Source organism: Rhizobium sophorae (assembly GCF_013087515.1).
Lineage (GTDB): Bacteria > Pseudomonadota > Alphaproteobacteria > Rhizobiales > Rhizobiaceae > Rhizobium > Rhizobium sophorae.
In genome coordinates, this window is the sequence record NZ_JABFCN010000048.1 from 422338 (window position 1) to 443559 (window position 21222).

General features: G+C 61.0%; 22 protein-coding genes. 8 read left to right on the top strand and 14 right to left on the bottom strand.

The window, feature by feature from the left end; genetic code table 11:
* Nucleotides 1-128 precede the first annotated feature (128 nt).
* On the top strand, nucleotides 129-563 hold the full coding sequence (locus tag G9X64_RS27785) for a GNAT family N-acetyltransferase (protein ID WP_168311327.1): 435 nt from the start codon (nucleotides 129-131) through the stop codon (nucleotides 561-563).
* A gap of 19 nt (nucleotides 564-582) precedes the next feature.
* On the opposite strand, the gene G9X64_RS27790 is transcribed toward G9X64_RS27785, so the two are convergent.
* Together G9X64_RS27790 and G9X64_RS27795 are read right to left on the bottom strand one after the other, a co-directional pair.
* Complete coding sequence (locus G9X64_RS27790; RefSeq protein ID WP_171377777.1) at nucleotides 583-1428, bottom strand: SDR family oxidoreductase; 846 nt, start codon at nucleotides 1426-1428, stop codon at nucleotides 583-585.
* Nucleotides 1429-1464: 36 nt separating this feature from the next.
* Nucleotides 1465-2637, bottom strand: a complete 1173-nt coding sequence (locus tag G9X64_RS27795) for an NADH-dependent flavin oxidoreductase (protein ID WP_168311325.1) — start codon at nucleotides 2635-2637, stop codon at nucleotides 1465-1467.
* 108 nt (nucleotides 2638-2745) lie between these two features.
* On the opposite strand from G9X64_RS27795, the gene G9X64_RS27800 reads away from it, so the two are divergent.
* Entirely contained in the window at nucleotides 2746-3639 is an 894-nt protein-coding gene (locus G9X64_RS27800; protein ID WP_168316978.1) for a LysR family transcriptional regulator, read from the top strand.
* A 121-nt stretch (nucleotides 3640-3760) separates the two neighbouring features.
* Here G9X64_RS27800 and G9X64_RS27805 read toward each other — a convergent pair whose 3' ends face one another.
* From G9X64_RS27805 to G9X64_RS27815, 3 genes are all read right to left on the bottom strand, one after another.
* Nucleotides 3761-6007: a xanthine dehydrogenase family protein molybdopterin-binding subunit gene (locus G9X64_RS27805; RefSeq protein WP_171377778.1), complete on the bottom strand. Its 2247-nt coding sequence runs from the start codon at nucleotides 6005-6007 to the stop codon at nucleotides 3761-3763.
* 12 nt (nucleotides 6008-6019) lie between these two features.
* Nucleotides 6020-6493 (bottom strand): (2Fe-2S)-binding protein, encoded by a 474-nt coding sequence (locus G9X64_RS27810; protein ID WP_168316976.1) that lies wholly within the window; start codon nucleotides 6491-6493, stop codon nucleotides 6020-6022.
* 337 nt (nucleotides 6494-6830) lie between these two features.
* A complete protein-coding gene (locus tag G9X64_RS27815) occupies nucleotides 6831-7205 on the bottom strand; it encodes a c-type cytochrome (protein WP_171377779.1) in 375 nt (124 codons plus the stop codon).
* A 662-nt stretch (nucleotides 7206-7867) separates the two neighbouring features.
* Between G9X64_RS27815 and G9X64_RS27820 the strand changes: the two genes are divergently transcribed.
* Entirely contained in the window at nucleotides 7868-8572 is a 705-nt protein-coding gene (locus tag G9X64_RS27820; protein ID WP_171377780.1) for a class I SAM-dependent methyltransferase, read from the top strand.
* On the opposite strand, the gene G9X64_RS27825 is transcribed toward G9X64_RS27820, so the two are convergent.
* From G9X64_RS27825 to G9X64_RS27845, 5 genes are read right to left on the bottom strand one after another with little or no spacing between them, the layout of a single operon-like run.
* Entirely contained in the window at nucleotides 8541-9764 is a 1224-nt protein-coding gene (locus G9X64_RS27825; protein ID WP_171377781.1) for a molybdopterin molybdotransferase MoeA, read from the bottom strand. The genes G9X64_RS27820 and G9X64_RS27825 overlap by 32 nt on opposite strands.
* The gene (gene moaC, locus G9X64_RS27830) at nucleotides 9761-10258 is read right to left on the bottom strand and encodes a cyclic pyranopterin monophosphate synthase MoaC (protein WP_171377782.1); all 498 of its coding nucleotides are present in this window, start codon (nucleotides 10256-10258) and stop codon (nucleotides 9761-9763) included. The genes G9X64_RS27825 and moaC overlap by 4 nt, the downstream gene beginning before the upstream one ends.
* 1 nt (nucleotide 10259) lies before the next feature.
* Nucleotides 10260-11072, bottom strand: a complete 813-nt coding sequence (trpC, locus tag G9X64_RS27835) for an indole-3-glycerol phosphate synthase TrpC (RefSeq protein WP_171377783.1) — start codon at nucleotides 11070-11072, stop codon at nucleotides 10260-10262.
* A 9-nt stretch (nucleotides 11073-11081) separates the two neighbouring features.
* Nucleotides 11082-12098, bottom strand: coding sequence for an anthranilate phosphoribosyltransferase (gene trpD, locus G9X64_RS27840; protein WP_171377784.1), 1017 nt, complete (start codon nucleotides 12096-12098; stop codon nucleotides 11082-11084).
* Between the two features lie 8 nt (nucleotides 12099-12106).
* A complete protein-coding gene (locus G9X64_RS27845; RefSeq protein WP_171377785.1) occupies nucleotides 12107-13999 on the bottom strand; it encodes a peptidylprolyl isomerase in 1893 nt (630 codons plus the stop codon).
* Nucleotides 14000-14218: 219 nt separating this feature from the next.
* On the opposite strand from G9X64_RS27845, the gene G9X64_RS27850 reads away from it, so the two are divergent.
* Nucleotides 14219-14500 (top strand): hypothetical protein, encoded by a 282-nt coding sequence (locus G9X64_RS27850; RefSeq protein WP_025394620.1) that lies wholly within the window; start codon nucleotides 14219-14221, stop codon nucleotides 14498-14500.
* Nucleotides 14501-14579: 79 nt separating this feature from the next.
* Here the strand turns inward: G9X64_RS27850 and G9X64_RS27855 are convergent, their stop codons facing one another.
* Together G9X64_RS27855 and G9X64_RS27860 are read right to left on the bottom strand one after the other, a co-directional pair.
* Nucleotides 14580-14834: a GlsB/YeaQ/YmgE family stress response membrane protein gene (locus tag G9X64_RS27855; protein WP_168311315.1), complete on the bottom strand. Its 255-nt coding sequence runs from the start codon at nucleotides 14832-14834 to the stop codon at nucleotides 14580-14582.
* A 543-nt stretch (nucleotides 14835-15377) separates the two neighbouring features.
* Nucleotides 15378-15515, bottom strand: a complete 138-nt coding sequence (locus G9X64_RS27860) for a hypothetical protein (protein WP_168311314.1) — start codon at nucleotides 15513-15515, stop codon at nucleotides 15378-15380.
* A gap of 93 nt (nucleotides 15516-15608) precedes the next feature.
* On the opposite strand from G9X64_RS27860, the gene G9X64_RS27865 reads away from it, so the two are divergent.
* The 3 genes from G9X64_RS27865 to G9X64_RS27875 all read left to right on the top strand — a co-directional run bounded on the left by G9X64_RS27865 (nucleotide 15609) and on the right by G9X64_RS27875 (nucleotide 18135).
* Entirely contained in the window at nucleotides 15609-15764 is a 156-nt protein-coding gene (locus tag G9X64_RS27865) for a hypothetical protein (RefSeq protein ID WP_018445292.1), read from the top strand.
* Nucleotides 15765-16256: 492 nt separating this feature from the next.
* On the top strand, nucleotides 16257-17129 hold the full coding sequence (locus tag G9X64_RS27870; RefSeq protein WP_168311313.1) for a transglutaminase family protein: 873 nt from the start codon (nucleotides 16257-16259) through the stop codon (nucleotides 17127-17129).
* A 178-nt stretch (nucleotides 17130-17307) separates the two neighbouring features.
* Nucleotides 17308-18135, top strand: coding sequence for a transglutaminase-like domain-containing protein (locus tag G9X64_RS27875; protein WP_171377786.1), 828 nt, complete (start codon nucleotides 17308-17310; stop codon nucleotides 18133-18135).
* Between the two features lie 24 nt (nucleotides 18136-18159).
* Here the strand turns inward: G9X64_RS27875 and G9X64_RS27880 are convergent, their stop codons facing one another.
* A complete protein-coding gene (locus G9X64_RS27880; RefSeq protein ID WP_168272188.1) occupies nucleotides 18160-18381 on the bottom strand; it encodes an alkylphosphonate utilization protein in 222 nt (73 codons plus the stop codon).
* A gap of 97 nt (nucleotides 18382-18478) precedes the next feature.
* The gene (locus tag G9X64_RS27885; protein WP_171377787.1) at nucleotides 18479-19375 is read right to left on the bottom strand and encodes a LysR family transcriptional regulator; all 897 of its coding nucleotides are present in this window, start codon (nucleotides 19373-19375) and stop codon (nucleotides 18479-18481) included.
* A 143-nt stretch (nucleotides 19376-19518) separates the two neighbouring features.
* On the opposite strand from G9X64_RS27885, the gene G9X64_RS27890 reads away from it, so the two are divergent.
* Nucleotides 19519-20955: an MFS transporter gene (locus G9X64_RS27890; RefSeq protein ID WP_171377788.1), complete on the top strand. Its 1437-nt coding sequence runs from the start codon at nucleotides 19519-19521 to the stop codon at nucleotides 20953-20955.
* The last annotated feature ends 267 nt before the right edge of the window (nucleotides 20956-21222 follow it).

Genomic DNA, 21222 nt, shown 5'->3' on the forward strand with positions numbered 1-21222 from the left:
ACCGCGCTGTACGCTTTGAATTGCTGCATAATTTTATCCTTAAATCGATTCCCATTTAAGGAATTATGCAGTAACCCTTCGCCGGTCCTGGCGGAGGGCTTTGGGCCGTATCCCTCAGCGAGGCAAGGATGATGGTGGAAACGGCAATCCTCAGCGTTCCGGTTTTCAGTACGCTCTGCAATGAGGCCTTCCGGCTGCGGCGCGCTATTTTCGTGCATGAGCAGAAGGTTCCCGAAGCCGAGGAATTCGATGCCGACGATCTCAGCGCCCATCATCTCGTCGCCGTCACGGCGGGCGAGGTCTCCGGCACCCTGCGGGTGATTTATGCCGAGGAACATGTGAAGATCGGCCGGGTTGCTGTTGCCGGCCAATGGCGCGGCCAAGGCATTGCAGCCGCAATGATCGAGCGAGCGATAGACCTGCATCGCGCTGCCCGCGACAACCGCTTCTATCTCACAGCACAGGCGGACAAGCTGCCGCTCTACGAGCGTTTCGGCTTCGTCGCCTATGGCGCGGAATTTCTTGACGGTGGCATGCCGCATCTTGCCATGAAGAATTACTGAGCTTCAGCAAAGCGTCGATTCAGGCTTGCGATTTCACGTCAAAGGCAAGCGAACTTGAAAGGTCGCGGTAGGCATCGATCTGTTGCTGCAACAGCGCGATTTTCTGTTCCACCATGCCAACAGCATCGGCTCCGGCGATGAACCGGCGGGGTAGCTCCGGTTGGTTGACCAGGGTGATCAGCGCTTGGGCGAGTTTTGCGGGATCGCCGCTCTGCTGGCCGTTGGCGGATTTCCAGAATGCCAGGTGTTGGGCGCGTCTTTCGTCGTAGTCGCTGACAGATGACGGAGCATATTGGGTTGATTCGTCAGTCAGCAATTCCGTGCGGAAGAAGCCCGGATTGACGATCATCGTTTCGATGCCGAACGGCGCCACTTCGGGCTGCAGCGATTCCATCCAGCCATCGAGGGCAAACTTCGCGGCAGAGTAAGCGCTGCAAAACTCAAAGCCCAGCAAGCTGGCCGTCGATGAGATCGAGATGATCTTGCCGGACCCCTGCCGGCGCATCACCGGCAGGACGGCGCGGGTGACACTCATGGGGCCGAGGAGATTACTGGCCAACTGCAGATCCATCTGGGCTGAGGTCAATTCCTCAAAATAGCCTGCGTAAAAGTTCGCGGCATTATTGACCAGCACGTCGATGCGACCAAAACGTTCAAGCGCCGCTTTGACAGCGGAGTCCGCATCGGCAGACTTTGTCACGTCCAGCGTGACGACCAGCAGGTTTTCCGATTGACCGATGGCCGCGGCAACGCGCTCACGATTTCGGCCGGTGGCGATGAGCTTGTCGCCGGACGCCAGAACCGCCTTGGCGAAATCGAACCCCATGCCGCGCCCGGCGCCTGTGATCATCCAGACTTTACTCATAGAATTCTCCTTGATGGCGAGTTGTGTACCGACACTTTATGCGTTGGCCTTCCGCCCGTGCGCCGCATGATCATCGTTGATCTTGAACCAGCCGCCGGCTGCCTCAATGACGCCCCAGAGCTTGGTGGGAAGTGCGATTTTTGGGACCGTCGTGGTTCTGATCTCCGTCTCGATCAGATCGCCGTTTCCGCTCTTTGACAGTTCGACCCAGTCCGGGTTGATCACCAGCCCTTGGCCGACAGCCACAAGCGAAAGGCCCAGATCGAGGGCACGCTCCGCTTGTTGAGGCGTTCTGACCTGGCCAGCGGCAAGGACTGGCACGCGCCCTGCAACTCTGGCGGCGATCAACTCAGCGATCATGCGATCATCGCTAGCTTCAACCGGCTTGGCATCGAGTACGCTCGACAGCGATGCATGGATGTAGTCCACGCCGCAATCGATGAGACGGTCGATAAGCCCGTAGGTGTCCTCGATCCGAAGCCCGCCGGATTCTGGTTCCTCCGGGGAAATCCGGTATCCCAAAAGGAAGGGTCGCGTCGCGTATGTGTCTATTACCCGCTTCACTTCGAGGACCACTGCAAGCGGGAACCGCATCCGGTTTTCCAGCGCGCCTCCCCATTCGTCGTTGCGCTGGTTATAGACAGGCGAGAAGAAGTTCTGGATCAGGAAGCCATGGGCACCATGGAGTTCGACACCGTCGAAGCCCGCTTCGATGGCACGGCGCGTCGCACGCCCGAACGCCGAAATCACATCGAGGATTTCGTCATGGCTCAGAGCACGTGTAGTGACCCCACCTGGATTGAACGGGCCGGCGGGAACTTCGAGCGCACTGGCGCTGACCACGTCCTTCTTCGGGGCCAGCTCCGGCACGGCCTTGTTCCCAGCGTGAAAAATCTGAAGAATCGCGGGTGCGCCGCCGCTCTTAGCGGATTCCGCGAGCCGCCGCAGACTTGGCATGAAGCTGTCGTCATAAGAAGCGAATTCGCCCGTGAAGCCGATGCCATTGGGCGTGACGTGCGTGCAGCCCGTCACAACGAGGCCAACGCCGTTTACCCTACGTCGATAATACGAAACTTCCTCATCCGAGACAGTTCCATCGTCATTCGCCGACCATGTCGTCATTGGTGCCATGACGACCCGGTTGCGAAGCGTGAGCCCCTTGGCGAATGCGAACGGTTCAAAAATTTTGGACGTAGTTTCCATGAGCAATTGTCTCTCTTGCTTGCCGGTCAACGGTTTGTGAAGTGACAGATAGCGATGAAGACAAACGATGATTAGCCGCTATAATCTGCATGAAGTTAGAAATGAGGCTGATAAATGAGACACGGTGACTTCAGCGAACTTGCAGCCTTCATCGCCGTCGCCGAGGCTGGAAGTTTTACGCGCGCCTCCGCCAAGCTGGGACTTTCCCAGTCTGCCGTCAGTTACTCAGTCAGGATGCTGGAGCAGAGGCTGGGGGTGCGGCTAATCTCACGCACTACACGAAGCTTGTCGCTGACCGATGCCGGAGAGCGTATGCTTCGGAACCTCCGCCCTGCCTTCGAACACATCGAAAGCGAGATCGCAGCCGTCACCTCACTTCGTGACAAGCCGGCGGGCACTATCCGTATCACGACGTTCCGATATGCCGCCATGAGCGTGCTTTGGCCTGTCATGACAACATTCTTGGCGGAATACCCGGATATTGAAATGGAGGTCATTCTTGACGAGGGCCTGACGGATATCGTGGCCGGCCGGTTCGACGCCGGTATTCGCATTGGAGAACAGGTTCAAAAAGACATGGTTGCCGTCAGGATCGGCCCTGACCTTCGCATGGCAGTCGTCGGATCGCCGTCCTACTTCCAGAACCGCACAATCCCAATGACGCCCCGCGATCTCGGCGACCACCGGGGTATTAGCTACCGGCAAACCACAGGAGGTGGATTGTACGCCTGGGAGTTCGAGCGCGACGGCGAGGAGCTTGTGGTCAGAATGAACGGGCCGCTCATCATCAACGATAGTTTGATGCTGGAAGCCGCTGCTTTGGATGGGCTCGGGCTTGCCTACACCTTCGAAAGTCAGGTTTCACAATACATTGCAGACGGGCGACTGATCCGAGTCCTCGACGATTGGTGTCAGTCGTTCCCTGGCTATCACCTGTATTACCCAAGCCGACGTCAGCATACGGCTGCGTTTGCGCTCCTCGTCGAGGCGCTTCGTTTCAAAGGCTGACGCCCCTGCCAGGCCTGTCCGGAAGATGGTCGCATCACGCGACAGGAATAGCGCGGCCCTGTGCGGCCCGCTGCATTCAGCGGCACACAGGACCGGGGCAGGCTCTCGTTCGAGCCAGGTTCTAAGCGAGGTTGAAAGGCATCTGCCTGACTGGCTTGCCTGTCAGACGCGAGATGGCATTGGCAAATGCCGGCGCCAAAGGCGGCAAGCCGGGTTCGCCCATGCCTGTCGGTGCATCCGCGCTCGGTACGATGTTGACGTCGAACTCTGGCACATCCGTGATCCTTGCCACCGTGAATTCGCTGAAGTTGCCTTGCTCCACAATACCGTCCTTGAGCGTGATTTCCGCGCCGGCAAGGCATGTCGACAAGCCCATGATCGCCGCGCCCTGGACCTGCGCTTCCACAGTCCGAGGGTTGACGGCCAAATTGCAGTGCACCCCCGCCGTAACCTGATGCAGCTTGGGCTGCCCGTCGACGACGGAGGCTTCCACCACGTAGGCCACCACGGATGAAAAGGATTCGTGCACGGCCACACCCCAGGCCCGGCCTTCTGCCAATGCCCTACTGCCGTAACCGCTCTTGTCTACGGCGAGTTGCAGTGCATCGCGATGACGAGGATGCTCATCGCCAAACATCTTCATGCGATATGCGACCGGATCCTGGTCGGTGGCTCTCGCTATATCGTCAAGCAAGGTCTCCATCACGAAAGCCGTATGTGTGGAGCCAACGCTGCGCCACCACAGAACCGGCACGTTGGCAACAGGATGATGTACTGTCAGGCGCATAGGAAGCGGATAGGGGCTCCGCATCCCCTCGGTTGTGGCGGCATCGATGCCGTCCTTCACCTGGAACTTCTCGAACACGGTTCCCGTCAGTATGGACTGGCCGACGATGGTGTGGTCCCAGGCCAGCACATTGCCCTCTTTGTCGAAGCCGATGCGGGCGCGGTGAAGATGCGTTGGACGATAGTAGCCGCCCCTCATATCGTCCTCACGGCTCCAGAGCGTTCGCACCGGTGCGTTCAGCCCCGCCGCCCTGGCGGCTTTGGCTATCTGGCACGCCTCCATTGCCGTGTCGCTGCTGCTGGAAAAGCGCCGGCCGAAGCCACCACCCGATGTCTGCACGTTCACCACGACCTGTTCCGGCTTGAGGCCGAGCACGTTTGCTGCAACGCCGGCGTCGAGCCCTGCACTTTGGCTCCCCATCCAGATCTCGGCACGATCGTCGGAAAGCCGAACGGTGCAGTTCAGGGGTTCCATCGCCGCGTGGGCGAGATACGGAAACACGAATTCGGCTTCCAGACTCAAGGGTGCGGTTTCCAATGGCGCCATGTCGGCATCGAACTGGCGCGGTCCGGGGCGATCGGCGATCTCGCGAAACTGGGCAAGCTGCTTTTCACTATCGACCTTTTCGACAGCCGATGTGTCCCACTCCACCTTAAGGGCGTTGCGGCCCTGAGATGCCTGCCAATACCCGTCGGCCACCACGGCCACACCCTCTGCACCGCGATCCAGCGGCACCCGCAAAACAGCTTTCACACCCTTTACTGAACGTGCTGCGCTATCGTCCAGCGATGCTATCTTAGCTCCGAAGACCGGAGGGCGAGCCACCACGGCCGTCAATTGTCCCGGCAGCTTGAAGTCGATGCCAAAACTCTGTTGGCCACTACTCTTGGCTTGTGCGTCCAGACGCTGGGTGGGCTGGCCGATGATGCGGAAATCCTTCGGGTCCTTCAACGCTATTTTCTGAGGGACGGGCAGGGCCATGGCCGCTTCGGAAAGTTCTCCATAACCGAGCTTGCGGCCATCGGGAGCCAGAACCACACCTGCCTCGGTTCGCAGCGCGGAAACATCCACGTTCCAGCGGTCCGCCGCGGCTGCGAGTAGCATGGCGCGGACGCGGGCACCCAACTCGCGATACTGCGTAAAGCTGTTCTTGATGGTGTTCGAACCGCCGGTAAGGTGCATGCCGAAGAGCGGATCAACATAGGCCATGTCATTGGTGCCGAGCTGGCTGCGTACTGAATTCCAGTCCGCGTCTAGTTCTTCTGCCAGGATCATCGGCAATGCTGTTTGGACGCCTTGACCGAACTCGAGCCGGTTGATTGTGACCATAACTTCGCCATTTGGCGCAATTTGAACAAATGCAGAAGGCTGCTCGGTCGGCTTCAGAGCGGTGGGCACCTCACCCGCGTCGGTGGACTGGGCGGCGGCCAGATGGGGGAAAATGCCGACAGCCAAACCGAGGGTCCCCGTCAGCTTTAGAAAGCTGCGGCGTGGCAACGCCTGAACCGCCGTTGAACGACCCCGTTCCAGCATGTGCTGCAGCGCACGCGGTAATTCGCTATAATCCATGTTCGGCAACATATGGCGTCTCCTTCAGACGAGATTGCTGGCAGCATCGGCTATGGCGGCGCGGATGCGGACATAGGTTCCGCAACGACAAATATTGCCTTCCATTGCCGAATCGATCTCCGAGGCAGTCGGCTGCGAACCGGAGGGCAGGGATGCCAGGAACGCCGTGGCGCTCATGATCTGACCGCTCTGACAATAACCGCACTGCGCTACATCGTGCTTGACCCAAGCTGCGCGCACAGCGGCGCCGACGCGGTCGCTGCCGTCGGTCGCTTTTTCTATGGTGGTGATATTCAGGCCCTCGGCAGCGGAGAGAGGGGTGCTGCAGGACCGGACAGCCTCACCATCCAGATGTATCGTGCACGCGCCGCAAAGCGCGGCGCCGCAGCCGAACTTGGTCCCGGTCATGCCGAGCGTGTCGCGCAGGACCCAAAGGATGGGTGTCTCCGGGTCGGCGTCGACCTCGTGCTGATTACCGTTGATATTCAGTGTGATCATGACTGGTCGGTTCTCCGATGTTTCATAATGGATGTGCTCGTTGTCGTTCAGCTAACGGTTAGAACCGTCGATCTCTGAGGAGAGCGACGGCGACAGGAGTGCCGCCAGCTACCTCCAGGATGATGAGACGCCTTCGACCAAGAGCCTGCTCTCCGCGGCAACGTTAGCTCGTCCGGCGGCGCCAAATTAGTTGGGCCAACCTGCACGACGTTAGAAAGGCGGCTTCTGAATGCGAGACAAAAGCACGAGCAGACACGTCAACCCAAGACCGGTCAGCGATGATCAGCCACGTTGGGTGCCTATCGATCGCCGGCTTGCTCAGCCAAGAGGTTCGCAGCTACTTCGACAGGGACTTCAGGTAAGCGATGATTTTTAGCCGATCCTCAGGCTTGGGTACGCCCACGGTCATTGTGGTGGTTGGTACAACTTCGCGAGGCGCTGCTAGAAATCGGTCCAACGTCGCCTCGTCCCATACTAATCCCGACGCCTTCATGGCCGTCGAATAGCGGACGCCCTCCGCAGCGCCGGCCGCGCGCCCGACAACGCCGCCGAGCCCCGGCCCAGCCTTCTTCTGATCCGTGGTCGAATGACAGGCGGAACAGCGCTGAAACGCTTTTTGCCCCAAGGCGACATCTCCCTCCGCTGCCGCAGGAGCCGTCGCCGACACAAGGATGAAGGTGGAGATCACAACAGAAGCCAAAATTTTTGTCATGCGTGTACTTCCCGAATGCAGGCTGTCGAAGCCCCCTGAAAGGACGGCGGAGTAGCGCGCGCCAGCACCGTTGCTGGCAGGCCGCGCTAAAGACCTTAGACCCAAGACACGCCTCATCTTCTCCGGACATGGCATCGCACTGGAGACGGCGGTTGGTTGTGGACGTTACCTCGCCTCAGCATGGAGCATTAGGCGGTACTATCTGCATGATGTTAGAAATGAGATTCATAAATGCCCGACAGCCAACGATCGTCGACGAAGGTTGTCTGCCTTGCTTTGCACCAGCAGGACTCAACCCTCTTGATGCCTGCCGCAGCGTGCAATCAGTGAAGCTTAAGCTTCCCTCAGACATCGGTTGCAGGACGGAAGTTCGCCTATCGTCGGCTTGGTGATTCCCCGCTGATGGAATAGTTTCTCGCAGATCTCGCACGCGCCGAGGCTCCCAAGACGGTCTCGCTTCAACGACCTGTGTTGCGTTCTTGAATGGCATATGGCACGCCTCATCACGAATAGCGGTTCAGTTCCTTGCGAAAAGCCTGGCTCGGCTTGATTATTTCACCTCAATCGTCGCGTGCATAAATGGCGGGGAATTCCACAACGGCGACCTGCTCTTGCTATTAAAAACGATGATGCCCTTACAGCCTCGGCAGGAGCAGACGACGATGAAACGCCCGGGCATGTCGCAACTCGATCCGGCCGCCTTCATCCGTGCCAACCTGCCTATATCCCCCGTTCCCTCGATCCCCGAGATTTGCCTTCATACGGCAGGGCCTGCGAGCGGGCTCTGGCGGCTTGCCAGTAGCAGAGAGGCCGATCCGCCGCCTTACTGGGCTTATCCCTGGGCCGGCGGCGCCGTGCTTGCCCGCCATCTGCTCGACCAGCCGGAAACGGTCGCGGGCCGCCGTGTCCTCGATCTCGGCGCCGGCTCAGGACTCGTCGCTATCGCGGCAGCAAAGGCTGGAGCACGCACGGTTACGGCGGTCGACATCGATGCCAATGCCATTGCCGCGATCGGCCTCAACGCGGCGATCAACGGCGTGGATATCGTAGCCCGGGCCGCCGATATCATCGAGGATCCGCCGCCGGATGCAGACCTTCTCGTCGTCGGCGACCTGTTCTACGATCCAGCGCTCGCCTTGCGGGTAATGGCCTTCCTCCGGCGTTGCCAGGCGAGCGATATCGAGGTGCTGATCGGCGATCCCGAACGGGCCCACCTGCCGCAGGGCGAACTCAGGCGAATCGCCACCCATGCGGTTGCGGATTTCGGCGGAGGCACTGGCGGCGGGGCAGTGCCGGCGGGCGTTTTTGCGCTCTCCGGCAAAGCTGAAGGCAAGATTATGCCAGAAGGTCAGGCCGCAACAACATGACCGGGCAGGGCGCTCCGGCCGGCAATTCCGGCGCATGTGGCGGGCGGATGACAAGGCAATCGGCTGCGGCGAAGACCTTCATCATCGAGGAATCCTGCTTGCCGAAAGGTTCGGCGAGCCAGTGGCCGGCGGCGGATTTCGAAAGTTTCGCCCTGATATAGTCCTGCCGGTGGTCGTTGGCGCGCAGTGTGACGGCTGCCTCCACCGTTGCCTCGCGCTGCACTGGCGGTAGGGAGGCGAGCTTGCGGATCAGCGGTTCCAGGAAGAGCAGAGAGCAGACGAGGCTAGAGACCGGATTGCCGGGCAGGCCGAGCACATGCGTCTCGCCGAAGCTGCCGACCATCAGCGGTTTGCCGGGGCGCATGGCGATGCGCCAGAAATCGAGCTGCATACCGGCCTCGATCAGCGTGGCCTGCACCAGATCATGGTCGCCGACCGAAGCGCCGCCGAGCGTGACGATCACATCGACCTTGGCGTCCCGCGCCGTGTCGATCGCCGCGCTGATCTTGGCCTTGTCGTCAGGCACGATGCCGAGATCGAGCACATCGGCGCCGGCTTTGCGGGCAAGGGCTGCAATGCCAAACGTATTGGATGCGATGATCTGCGAAGGGCCGGGCGTGCTTCCGGGCGGCAGCAGTTCGTCGCCGGTTGCGAGGATGGCGATCAGCGGGCGACGCAGCACCTCGACATCAGGCCGGTTCATGCCGGCAGCAACCGTCAGTCGCGAAAAATCGAGCACGGTGCCGGCCGACAGCACGGCTTCGCCTTCGGCGAAATCCTGGCCGCGCGGCCGAACATGCTGCCCCTGCCGGACAGGGAAATTGATTCTGATGCCGCCCTCGATCTTCTCCGCATCCTCCTGCAGCAGGACGCTGTCGGCGCCTGGCGGAACAGGCGCGCCGGTGAAGATGCGAACAGCCTCTCCCTGGCCGACGCTTCCCTCGAAGCCGTGGCCGGCGGAAGACATGCCGATGACCTTCAGCACGGCGCCCGGCTCCGGCGCGTCTTCGCGGCGTAGCGCATAGCCATCCATGGCGGAGGCATTGAAGGGCGGCTGGGTCAGGCCGGCCGTCAGATCGACGGCCAGGATACGGCCCTCAGCCTCGGAAAGCGGCAGCGTCTCGGATGCAGCAATGGGCTTGGCGCGAGACAGTAAGCGGTTCAAGGCCTCGGCGACCGGGAGAAGGTTCATCTCGCCTCCGGATGACGGAAATCGCCGGATTTTCCGCCGGACTTTTCAAGAAGTCTGATGCCGGCGATCTCCATTGCCTTATCGGCCGCCTTGGCCATGTCGTAGATCGTCAGACAAGCGACCGAGACGGCGGTCAGCGCCTCCATCTCCACACCGGTCTTGCCGGTGAGCTTGGCGGTCGCCGTAACGCGCAGGCCGGGCAGCGCGGCATCTTCCGCGATCTCGACCGTGACCTTCGTCAGCATCAGCGGATGGCAGAGCGGAATGAGATCGGGGGTGCGTTTTGCCGCCATGATGCCGGCAAGACGCGCCGTGCCGATCACATCGCCCTTCTTGGCATCGCCTTGGCGGATGAGAGCAAGCGTTTCCGGCGCCATCTTCACATGGCCCTCGGCAGTGGCGATGCGTACCGTCTCGGCCTTGTCGGAGACATCGACCATATGCGCCTCACCAGAGGCTCCGATATGCGTGAGGCCTGGCTTTTGGCCGCTCATATCATTCGGCCGCGATGGCGGCGTCGCCAAGGAGCAGAGCGCGGGTAGCGGCCGCCACGTCGTCCCTGCGCATCAGGCTCTCGCCGACGAGGAAAGTGTTGATGTCGACGGCCTGCAGGCGCTTGCAATCGGCATGGGTGAAGACGCCGCTTTCGCCGACCAGAAGCCGGTCTGCCGGCACCATGGGGGCAAGCGTCTCGCTGACGGTGAGGCTGACTTCGAAAGTGCGCAGATTGCGGTTGTTGATGCCGATGAGCGGTGAGGAGAATTTTAGCGCCCGCTCCATCTCCTCGGCGTCGTGGACCTCGACAAGCACATCCATACCGAGGGCGAAGGCCTCGTCCTGCAGGCGCTCGGCTTCATCGTCCGACAGCGAGGCCATGATCAGCAGGATGCAATCGGCGCCCCAGGCACGGGCCTCATGCACCTGGTAGGTCTCGAACATGAAATCCTTGCGCAGCGCCGGCAGCGTGCAGGCAGCGCGGGCGGCTGTCAGAAATTCCGGTGCGCCTTGGAAGCTCGGCCTGTCGGTCAGTACGGACAGGCAGGCGGCACCGCCGGCCTCATAGGCGCTCGCCAGCGACGGCGGATCGAAATCCGGGCGAATGAGACCCTTCGAGGGGCTTGCCTTCTTGATCTCGGCGATCAGGCCGAAGCGGCCGGCATCACGCTTGGCAACGAGCGCCTTGTGGAAGCCGCGTGGGGCGGACTGATCAGCTTGCATCGCCTTCAGATCGGCAAGCGACACCGCCGCCTTGGCAGCGGCAATCTCCTCGCGCTTGTAGAGTTCGATCTTCTTCAGGATATCGGTCATCGGGCAATCCTAGTCGATATCGTTGGAAACGGCGATGAGTTTGTCGAGAGCGAGCGCAGTAGAGCCGCTATCCAGCGACCGCGTGGCCAGCGTCATGCCGTCGCGGAGCGTCTCGACCTTGCCGGCGATGACGAGCGAGGCGGCGGCATTGGCGAGCGAGACATCGCGATAGGCATTCTGGGTGCCGCCGAGGACCTCGCGAAGGGCTGCAGCATTGGCGACACCGTCACCGCCCTTGATGTCGGCGAGCACACAAGGGCTGACGCCGAAATCGGCGGGCGAGAGCTCGAAGGTGCGGATCTTGCCGTCTTCGAGTGCTGCGACTTGTGTGATGCCGGTGGTGGTGATCTCGTCGAGCCCGTCGCCATGGACGACCCAGACGCATTCGGAGCCGAGATCGCGCATGACTTCGGCAAGCGGCACCAGCCATTGCGGTGAGAAGACGCCGAGCAGCTGGCGGCGAACGCCGGCCGGATTGGAGAGCGGCCCGAGCAGGTTGAAGATCGTCCGCGTGCCGAGTTCGACCCTCGAGGGACCGACATGACGCATGGCGGAATGATGCATCTGCGCGAACATGAAGCCGACGCCGGCCTCGGCAATGCAGCGGGAGATGATTTCGGGACCGACGTCGAGCTTGACACCGAGTGCGGCCAGATTGTCGGCTGCGCCCGATTTCGAACTCAGCGCCCGGTTGCCATGCTTGGCGACGGGAACACCGGCGCCGGCGACGATCAGCGCTGCCAGCGTCGAGATATTGTAGGTGCCGCTGGCATCGCCGCCGGTGCCGACGATGTCGATCGCATCGGCCGGCGCCTCGACGGTCAGCATTTTCGAGCGCATCGCGGTGACGGCGCCGACGATCTCATCGACGGTTTCGCCGCGCACGCGCAACGCCATCAGGAATCCGCCGATCTGCGAGGGCGTCGCCTGGCCCGACATCAGGATGTCGAAGGCGGCGCGGGCCTCGTCACGCGTCAGCGGCTCGCGGCTTGCGGCCTTGGCCAGGAACGGCTTCAGATCGGTCATAAAACCTCCTAGCGGACCGTCGCCTGTTCAGCGAGCGTCTGGTTGATCTGAGCGCCATACTGCGTCTGCAGCAGGTTGACCATCTGATCGAGAATATCGTCGCCGGCGGCATTGGCCATGGCGGTGATCTGGGCATCGCGATTGTTCAGCACGTCGCCGGTCGGCTGGGTGTTGACCTCGGTGACCTTCAGCAGGATCTGCGTCGAGGGATCGGCGCCGACAGCACTTGCGACCGTATCGACCGGACCCGAGAAGGCGGCTGTGACGCCAGCCCGGCCGAGGACTGCATCGTCGGTCGCGCGGGTGACGCCGCTCTTGCTTTCGACGGCAATGCCAAGCGGCATTGCGATATCGGCAAGGGCCGTGCCCTCCTGCGCCTCGGCCTTCAACGCGTCGGCCTTCTTGGCGAGCTCGGCCTTCTGCTGCTCCGCCGTCCAGTCCTCGACGGCCTTTTCGCGCACTTCGGCGACCGGGCGGTCGCGGTCCGGCGTAATTTCGCGGACGTTGAACCAGACATAGCCGTCATTGCCGATCGGCAGCGGCGGCGCATCGACGCCGACCTCGGTCTTGAAAGCTTCGCCGAGCAGTTGCTGCTTGGCTGGGATATCCTTGACCTCTTTGCCATCTTTGTCGGCGCCGGTCATATCGACGGCATCGACGGTTACGGCTTTGAGATTCAGCTGGCCGGCAATATCCTCGAGCGTCGAACCGCCAGCGCGCAGGTCCTCGATGCGGTCATGAACGTTGATCACTTCCTGAGAGGCGTTGGAAAGCGCCAGCTGCTTGCGGATATCCTCCTTCACCTCGTCGAAATTCTTCGCCGTTTCCGACTTGATGTTGGTGACGCGCAGGATGACGGGGCCGAAGGAGCCATCGACGACAGGCGTCGTGCCGCCATCGCGCGAAACCGCGAAGGCGGCATCGGCAACGGCCTGGTCGGGAACCTTGTCCTTGGTGAACTCACCGAGAAGCACGTCGCTTGCCGTCTTGCCCTGGTCGGAGACCAGCTGATCGAAGCTGGTGCCGCTCTTCAGCGCCGTTTCGGCGGCAGCGGCGAGATCCTTGCTGGCGAAGGTCAGCTGTTCGATGGTGCGGCTTTCCGGCGTGCGATAGGTATCCTTGCTCTTGTCGAAGGCTTCGTGGACCTGGTCGTCGGTGACGGTCGCGGCATCGGCAATATCGGCAGGCTGCAGCTTGAGATAGACGAGTTTGCGGTATTCAGGCGCTCGGTAGCGCTGTTTGACACCTTCGAACCACGTCGCCAGCACGTCGTCGGCAGGTGCCTTGATCGGCTCGATATTGGCATTGGTGAGCAGCAGGTATTCGACGCTGCGACTTTCGTCGCCATAGAGCTTCAAGGCGTCGACCAGCGTCTTCGGTGCGGTGAAGCCGTTGGAGATGGCATCGACCACCTGGCTGCGGACAGCGACCTTGCTGCGCTCCTTGATGTAATCGTCCTGGCGGATGCCGGCATTGCGCAGGCGCGAGATGAAGAGCTCGCGGTCGAACCGGCCGTTGACGGCCTTGAAAGCCGGATCGTCAGCAATCAGCTGGGCGAGGCGATCTTCGGAAAGACCGAGGTTCATGTCTTCGGCGAGCTGGTCGAGCGAGGCGCCGGCGACGAGCTGGGCGAGCACCTGCTGCTCGACGCCGAAGGCGCGGGCCTGCTCGGGGGTGAGGCGCGTGCCGAACTGCTGGCTGAGGCTTGCCACCTGGCGCTGATAGGCGAGGTGGAACTCGTTGACGTCCACATGCTGATCGCCGACGGTCACGACCGTGGTGCTGTTGCCGCCTGACAGCAGCTCATGCGACACGCCCCAGACGCCGAAGGACGCGACGAGCAGAAGCAGGAGGAGCTTGGCAACCCAGGTCTGAGCAGCTCTTCTCAGGATATGGAACATAGAAACGCAAACCTCGCAGTATCATTGACCCGCGCGCGGGCGGACATTCGACGTTCCTTAAAACAAAGCCGACAGGAAATGAAGGGTTTGTCGCGCGAAAAGCTGCACAAGGGGTCCACTCAGCCGCGGTGGCTTTGCGGCGAACAAAAGATCGGTTGCGGCGGAACCTTTCGGGCCGCCATTTCGTTGAAGCGGCATCCCATGAAACAGGAGCAGACCATGGCAGAATTGAAAACCGCTTCCGCCGAATCCACCGCTGCGCGCGTCAAGGCTGATATTGCAGCAGACGATCTGTCGGCGCAGGTCGCAGCCCTTCGCAACGATCTCTCCCGACTGACGGAAAGCGTGGTCGCGCTGGGGCAGGGGGCGAAGTCGGCGGTGACCGACGAGGCTTCGCTGATGACGGAACGGCTGCGCGACAAGGTGCGCGAAGAACCGCTCGTGGCACTCGCCGTGACGGCAGGCATTGCCTACGTGTTCGGCCTGCTCAGCCGCCGCTGAACGGAATTCAGGGCAAGGAAAAGCCGGACGTGATGAACGCCCGGCTTTTAATATTTCCGACGATCGGCAACGGCGCCCTTTAGCGGCGGATGACGCGCCCGATCGCGATCAAGATGCAGGCACCGACGAAACCGGTGATCAGATAACCCAGCCAACCGGCGAGCGGCTGGATGTGCAACAGACCCAGGATCCAGTTGGCGACGATGGCGCCGACGATGCCGAGCAGTATGTTCATGAGCAGACTCATGCTGCTGCGCATGGCCTTTTCCGCCAGCCATCCGGCGACGCCGCCGATAATGATGGCTGCAATCCAACCCACGCCTGCATCTTCCATGGTTATCTCCCTCCTGGCAAAACGAGTCACAGAATGCACGAAATGAAAGGAAGTTCCACTCCCAGTTACTGAGATCGCGTGCGGGTTCAGCAACTTATGTGACTCACAGCTGCAGCAGGGTGACCGGAGAGCGTAGCGCGTGGGCGACAATCTGGAACAGCAGGCCGGCAATGGCGAGCAACGCGAAGCCGATAGGCATAATCAGACTTTTGCTAAACATCGTCCCTCTCCCCTTTTGCGTAAAGCATAATCGGAAGGGGACGGAGCGCAACAATATTGTTAACGGATAGTTAAGTTTGGTAATTAATTAAAATTAAATACATCGAGGATCGCAAAAATACTTTCGGATGTCGAAAGCTTTATTTTGCACCTTTTCCGTGTTGTTGGCGGGTGACCTGCGATCTGTGCGCGCTTCAGACCTTCCGATCTACGCGTTATCGTCGAGGCGGCGACTAGTGCCGCTATCTCTCCAGATCGCAAATAATTAGGCCGCGGAACGCCGTTGGCGATGGGTTCCAGTGATCGCGCGCACCCTAGGGCCAGTCAGGTTCGGTGGACGATCAGCATAAAGACGAGGAAGGACGCTGTTGCGACCGTCGCGGCGAAGGCAATCTGGTAGTCCATGTCGTTAACCCCGATTGGATGGCTCCCGTAAACGCCTGTGACGTCACCGAGTTCCATGTCGCGAGTTTCGCGCTCATCGCCGGCGGATTGATTTTGGCGAAGAATGCGTCATCTTCCCTTGATTGCCATTCAATCCGAGGAAAACACTTGATGCCAAAAGCTGCAATCGCCATCGCCTGCATCTGCCTGCTGACACTTTCCGGCTGCGGCAATACCGCATACGGACTGAAGAAGGATGGCCAGGAAGCGAGCCACGCCATGGACAATGCGACACATCGGGTGCTCTCGGCCGGCGCCAAGAAGTGATGCAGGCGATGGAATAAAAAAGCCCGCCTGGGGTGAGGCGGGCTTAGGATTAACAGGGAGAATGGACGGATAGACTCCGCCTCAACTAATAAAGCAGTTTCTTAAGCGCATGACTTTACGTCATTCGACGTAACGGCGACCGGCAACGACCGGTGCGGCCATGATTCGCAATCAAATCAGAGATATCCGGATCGAATCAGAAGTTGCCCCAATTCTGAGCGCGGGCACGAGCGCGAATAATCCGGTATTCGCGACCGCCATAGAGCGAGCCGATTGTCAGCAGAAGCGTCAGAACGTCCCAGATGATATGCATGTTATCCTCTTAGGTTGGACGGGCCTACCGTCGATCGATAAAGATACAATAGCAATCTTTCGAACGTGCTTATATGACAAGAAATCGGGATGAGCGGGAAAGCCGGCAGGGCGCTTCCGCAGAAGAGAGGCGGCGTTGCCACCTTGGAGCAGCAAAGTGAATAGATTCGACGGTGGCTTATGACGATTTTCTCCGTCCGCCACATCACGTCCTATCGTTACGTCAGGGACGTCGATTTCGGTGAGCATCGCTTGATGTTCCGGCCGCGCGACAGTTTCGACCAGCGGCTGCTCGAAGCGTCGTTGACGATCTATCCTGAGGAAAGTCATGTGCGCTGGATCCACGATGTTTTCGGCAATTGCGTGGCGCTCGTCGATTTTTCGAGGCCGGCGTCCGAACTTCGTTTCGAAACCTGGATCACGCTCGATCATACGCCGCAGGTCGCCCTGGATCTCAAGGTCGACGACGCAGCCCTGACCTATCCATTCTCCTACGACAAGGACGAGATCGCGGATCTGACGCCGGCGATGCAGCGCCACTATCCCGACCCGAACGACGAGGTCGGACGCTGGGCACGCCAATTCGTGCGCCAGGGGCGTCCGACGGAGACCGGGCATCTGCTGATGACGCTCTGTTACGCCATCCGCGAGAGCTTCGTCTATGCGCGGCGCCATGAACACGGAACGCAGACGCCGGTGCAGACCTTGAAGCTTCGCTCCGGCACCTGCCGGGATTTTGCGCTTCTGATGATGGAGGCGGCACGCATCCTCGGCCTCGCAGCGCGGTTCGTCACAGGCTATGTCTATGTTCCCGACCGGGACGGTTCCACCGTGCTCGGCGGCGGTTCCACGCATGCGTGGTGCCAGATCTATCTTCCAGGCGCCGGCTGGACCGAGTTCGATCCGACCAACGGCATCGTCGGCAACCGCGATCTCATTCGTGTCGCGGTTGCCCGCGATCCGCGCCAGGCAGTGCCGTTGAGCGGCAGCTATGACGGGGACGGGAAGGATTTCGACAGCATGACGGTGCAGGTCAACGTCACCACCAAGTAATCTCGATTACCTCCGAAGTAAATCTTTGGTTACAATGAGATAGTCTTGATTATTCCGAGGTGATCTTGATTACCGCGAGGCAGCCGCGCGGAGACGATCGTGTCTGCGGGAACCGGGTGTCGCGATCAACGTTCCATACTCACCTCCACCTCTGCGGAGACGCGATAAGGAAGCCACAATGAAGATACGCGCCGGGTTTCATCTGGGCTATGAATGCATACAGCCGACACCGATGCTGCTCGTTCTCAATATCCATCCCTCCCGTCGCGCCGATCTTCTCAGCGAGCAGGTCCTGACATTCGACCGGGCGATCGAGGCCTGGGAATATGCCGATGGTTTCGGCAATGCCTGCAGCCGGATCGTCGCCCCGGCGGGAGTGACGACGATCTCTACGGAGTTCGAGATCTACGACAGCGGTCAACCCGACATCGTTCCCGAAGATGCCGTCCAGCACGCGATCAACGATCTACCGGACGAGGTGCTCGTCTTCCTGCTCGGCAGCCGCTATTGCGACACCGACAGGCTTGCCGATTTCGCCTGGGCAACCTTCTCGTCGACGCCGCTCGGCTGGGCGCGCGTTCAGGCGATCTGCGATTTCGTCCATGACCACATCACCTTCGATTACCAGAAGGCCGACCTCCTGCGCACCGCGCATGGCGGCTTCATCGACAAGGCAGGCGTCTGCCGCGACTTTGCCCATCTCGCCATCGCGCTTTGCCGGTGCATGAATATCCCAGCCAGATATTGCACCGGCTATCTCGGCGATATCGGCGTTCCGATTGATCCCAATCCGATGGATTTCAGCGCCTGGTTCGAGGTCTTTCTCGGCGGCCACTGGCATACGGTCGATGCCCGCCACAACACGCCGCGCATCGGCCGGATCCTGATGGGAACCGGCCGCGACGCCACTGACGTCGCCATGTCGACAGCCTTCGGTCCGGCAACGCTCTCCCGTTTCGAGGTGATCACCGAGGAAGTGCCGCCGGAGGCGGTGAAAGCCGATTGATCGCGGAGTCGCGGGCGAGGGACTTTATGCCTTCTTCAAAAACTCGGTTTTCAACACGAGGCCTTTGACCTGCTTGGTGTTGCACTCGATCTCGCCCGGATTGTCGGTCAGACGAATGCCCTTGACCAGCGTTCCACGCTTCAGCGTCTCCGAGGTTCCCTTAACCTTGAGGTCCTTGATCAGCGTCACGGAATCGCCGTCGTGAAGCTGGCTTCCGTTGCTGTCCTTTACAATGATGTCGGTCATAACGTCCTCGTTTGGTGATCACAACGGGAAATCACGGCGACGCGGGATAGTCAACACACGGATCAATCGGGTCAAACCTTAGATCCTACGCGGACCTTCAATCAGCGCGCTCGCAGGTGTCCCGAACGCAGCCGCGCAGCCAGCGATGCGCGGGGTCGGCATCCATCCTGGGGTGCCAGAGCAACGAGACCGTAATCTCAGGCGTCGGGACGGGGAGGGGAAAACTATGCATCCCCGCGCGTAAGGCTCCGGTGTGCCGTTCGGGCACGCTGGCGATCAGATCGGAGTTCCGGGCGAGCGCCAACGCCGTAGAAAAGCCGCTGACGATGGTGGCGATCTGCCGTTCCAGCCCGAGCGCATTCAAGGCGTCATCGATCGGTCCCTTGTCGAGGCCGCGCCGCGAGACGTAGATGTGCTCGCCGCCGGCATAAAGGGTGGGTGTCATCTCGCGCTCGCAAAGCGGATGCCCCAAGCGCACGACGCCGATGAAACGATCGCGGAACAAGGCCTGCGCCCGCACCTCTGGACCCGTCGTCCCGCTGACGACGCCGGTTTCTAGATCGACGGTTCCATCGCGAAGCGGGGCGCTGTCCTTGTCCGGTTTCTGCACGAAGCGCAGCCGCACACCGGGCGCTTGCCGGCCGAGGCGTGCGATCAGATCAGGTCCAAAGCTCTCGGCAAAGCCTTCGCTGGTGCGCAGCGTGAACGTCCGGACCAAGCGTTGAAGGTCAATCGCCTCGGCAGGACGCAAGACCGCCTGCGCGTCCTCGACAATCTGGCCGACCCGCTCGCGCAGTTCGAGCGCGCGCGGCGTGGGGACGAGGCCGCGGCCGGCGCGCACCAGCAGCGGATCGCCCGTCGTCTCGCGCAATCGCGCTAAGGCCCGGCTCATCGCCGACGGGCTGAGCCGCAGCCTTTGTGCCGCACGCGCAACGCTGCCCTCGGCAAGCAACACATCGAGGGTGACTAGCAGGTTGAGATCGGGTGTCGACATGCATCAGGTATAACACGGTTTCATCCTAATGTGGCGTCAAACGCATGGATGAAGTGCAAATCATGCGTCTTCTGCCATATCAAGCCGAGGACTAGGTTTTCATCAGTCCCATTCTGGGGAGCTAAGAGAAACGGAGTTCACGGGTGAAGCCGATCATTGCAGAACGAGGCGAGGCAATCGCCGAACGGACACCTTCCGTCCGCTGGGCGCTTGCCAGTCTCTCCCTCTCCATGTTGCTGCCGTCACTCGGCACCAGCATCGCCAATGTCGGCCTGCCGAGCCTGGCGCAGGCATTCAACGCCGCCTTCCAGGACGTCCAGTGGATCGTTCTCGCCTACCTCCTTGCCATCACGACCCTGATCGTCAGCGTCGGACGGCTCGGCGACATCACCGGTCGACGCCGGCTGCTCCTCATCGGCATCCTGCTCTTCACGCTGGCCTCGATCCTCTGCGGCGTCGCGCCGACGTTATGGCTGATGATTGCCGCGCGCGCGGTGCAGGGTCTGGGTGCGGCCATCATGATGGCTCTGACCATGGCCTTTGTCGGCGAAACGGTGCCTAAGGAAAGAACCGGGAGCGCCATGGGGTTGCTTGGAACGATGTCGGCGATCGGCACTGCTCTTGGGCCCTCGCTCGGAGGCTTCCTGATCGCCGGGCTCGGCTGGCCGGCAATCTTTCTCGTCAACGTGCCGCTCGGCGTTCTGACCTTCGTTCTCGCCTATCGCCACCTGCCCGCCGATATCAGCAAGGGGAGGACAGATCGGAAGGGCTTCGACTTGGCGGGCACACTGCTGCTTGCGCTGACGCTTTCGGCCTATGCGCTGGCGATGACGATCGGGCACGGCCGTTTTGGCCTGCTGAACGTCGCCCTGTTACTGACCGCCGTCTTCGGCACCGGTTTGTTTGTCTTCGCCGAGGCAAGAGTGGCATCGCCGCTGATCCAGTTGACAGTATTCCGCAATCGCGTGCTCACCGCCAGCCTGGCGATGAACATGCTAGTTTCGACGGTGATGATGGCGACGCTGGTCGTCGCGCCGTTCTACCTCTCCCGTGCGCTCGGGCTCAATCAAGCTCTCGTCGGCATCGTCATGTCGATCGGCCCCGTCATCTCCATTTTGAGCGGGATCCCGGCCGGTCGGCTGGTGGACCGTCTGGACGCGCCATTCGTGGTTGTCGCAGGGCTCGTTGTCATGGCGGCAGCCTCCGTCGCCATGGCAGTGCTTCCCGGGATATCAGGCTACATCGCCGCCATCGCCATGCTGACACCCGGCTATCAGCTGTTCCAGGCGGCCAACAACACCGCCGTCATGGCGGATGTCCACCCCGACCAGCGAGGCGTCATCTCGGGCATGCTCAACCTGTCGCGCAATCTCGGGCTGATTACCGGCGCATCCGTGATGGGCGCCGTCTTCGCGTTCTCTTCGGGAACACCCGATATCACAGCGGCGCATCCCGAGGCCGTCGCCTCAGGCATGCGGATGACCTTCGCCGTTGCGGCAGCACTGCTTGTCGTCGCGCTCGTCATCGCGGCCGGGACTTACCGCCGCCGAGCGCTCGGGGAGAGTAGAGTCCGGCACTGATCGGCCGCGCGAGCGAAACCCAGACCAAGGTCCGATCCATCCCGGACTTTGTGCCCATGGCAACTTTCCGTCGATGCAATAGCTTGCTTCGGCATGCATGGAGGTGTTCGGAGTTTTGCTGTGACTAAAATTTTCGTCGCGGGGATGATACTGGCGCCGCTTATCTTCTGGGGTTCTGTTGGCGTCCTGATATATGCGTACTTCTCGTGAGGGCCGTCCGGCGAATCATCGACATCGCCGAGCCCGTATTTCGAAACTTCTGCGCCT

Coding starts and splice junctions, on each gene's coding strand:
- G9X64_RS27785 (WP_168311327.1), top strand. CDS start 129: ATGATGGTGGAAACGGCAATCCTCAGCGTTCCGGTTTTCAGTACGCTC.
- G9X64_RS27790 (WP_171377777.1), bottom strand. CDS start 1,428: ATGAGTAAAGTCTGGATGATCACAGGCGCCGGGCGCGGCATGGGGTTC.
- G9X64_RS27800 (WP_168316978.1), top strand. CDS start 2,746: ATGAGACACGGTGACTTCAGCGAACTTGCAGCCTTCATCGCCGTCGCC.
- G9X64_RS27805 (WP_171377778.1), bottom strand. CDS start 6,007: ATGTTGCCGAACATGGATTATAGCGAATTACCGCGTGCGCTGCAGCAC.
- G9X64_RS27810 (WP_168316976.1), bottom strand. CDS start 6,493: ATGATCACACTGAATATCAACGGTAATCAGCACGAGGTCGACGCCGAC.
- G9X64_RS27815 (WP_171377779.1), bottom strand. CDS start 7,205: ATGACAAAAATTTTGGCTTCTGTTGTGATCTCCACCTTCATCCTTGTG.
- G9X64_RS27820 (WP_171377780.1), top strand. CDS start 7,868: ATGAAACGCCCGGGCATGTCGCAACTCGATCCGGCCGCCTTCATCCGT.
- G9X64_RS27825 (WP_171377781.1), bottom strand. CDS start 9,764: ATGAACCTTCTCCCGGTCGCCGAGGCCTTGAACCGCTTACTGTCTCGC.
- moaC (WP_171377782.1), bottom strand. CDS start 10,258: ATGAGCGGCCAAAAGCCAGGCCTCACGCATATCGGAGCCTCTGGTGAG.
- trpC (WP_171377783.1), bottom strand. CDS start 11,072: ATGACCGATATCCTGAAGAAGATCGAACTCTACAAGCGCGAGGAGATT.
- trpD (WP_171377784.1), bottom strand. CDS start 12,098: ATGACCGATCTGAAGCCGTTCCTGGCCAAGGCCGCAAGCCGCGAGCCG.
- G9X64_RS27845 (WP_171377785.1), bottom strand. CDS start 13,999: ATGTTCCATATCCTGAGAAGAGCTGCTCAGACCTGGGTTGCCAAGCTC.
- G9X64_RS27850 (WP_025394620.1), top strand. CDS start 14,219: ATGGCAGAATTGAAAACCGCTTCCGCCGAATCCACCGCTGCGCGCGTC.
- G9X64_RS27855 (WP_168311315.1), bottom strand. CDS start 14,834: ATGGAAGATGCAGGCGTGGGTTGGATTGCAGCCATCATTATCGGCGGC.
- G9X64_RS27860 (WP_168311314.1), bottom strand. CDS start 15,515: ATGGAACTCGGTGACGTCACAGGCGTTTACGGGAGCCATCCAATCGGG.
- G9X64_RS27865 (WP_018445292.1), top strand. CDS start 15,609: ATGCCAAAAGCTGCAATCGCCATCGCCTGCATCTGCCTGCTGACACTT.
- G9X64_RS27870 (WP_168311313.1), top strand. CDS start 16,257: ATGACGATTTTCTCCGTCCGCCACATCACGTCCTATCGTTACGTCAGG.
- G9X64_RS27875 (WP_171377786.1), top strand. CDS start 17,308: ATGAAGATACGCGCCGGGTTTCATCTGGGCTATGAATGCATACAGCCG.
- G9X64_RS27880 (WP_168272188.1), bottom strand. CDS start 18,381: ATGACCGACATCATTGTAAAGGACAGCAACGGAAGCCAGCTTCACGAC.
- G9X64_RS27885 (WP_171377787.1), bottom strand. CDS start 19,375: ATGTCGACACCCGATCTCAACCTGCTAGTCACCCTCGATGTGTTGCTT.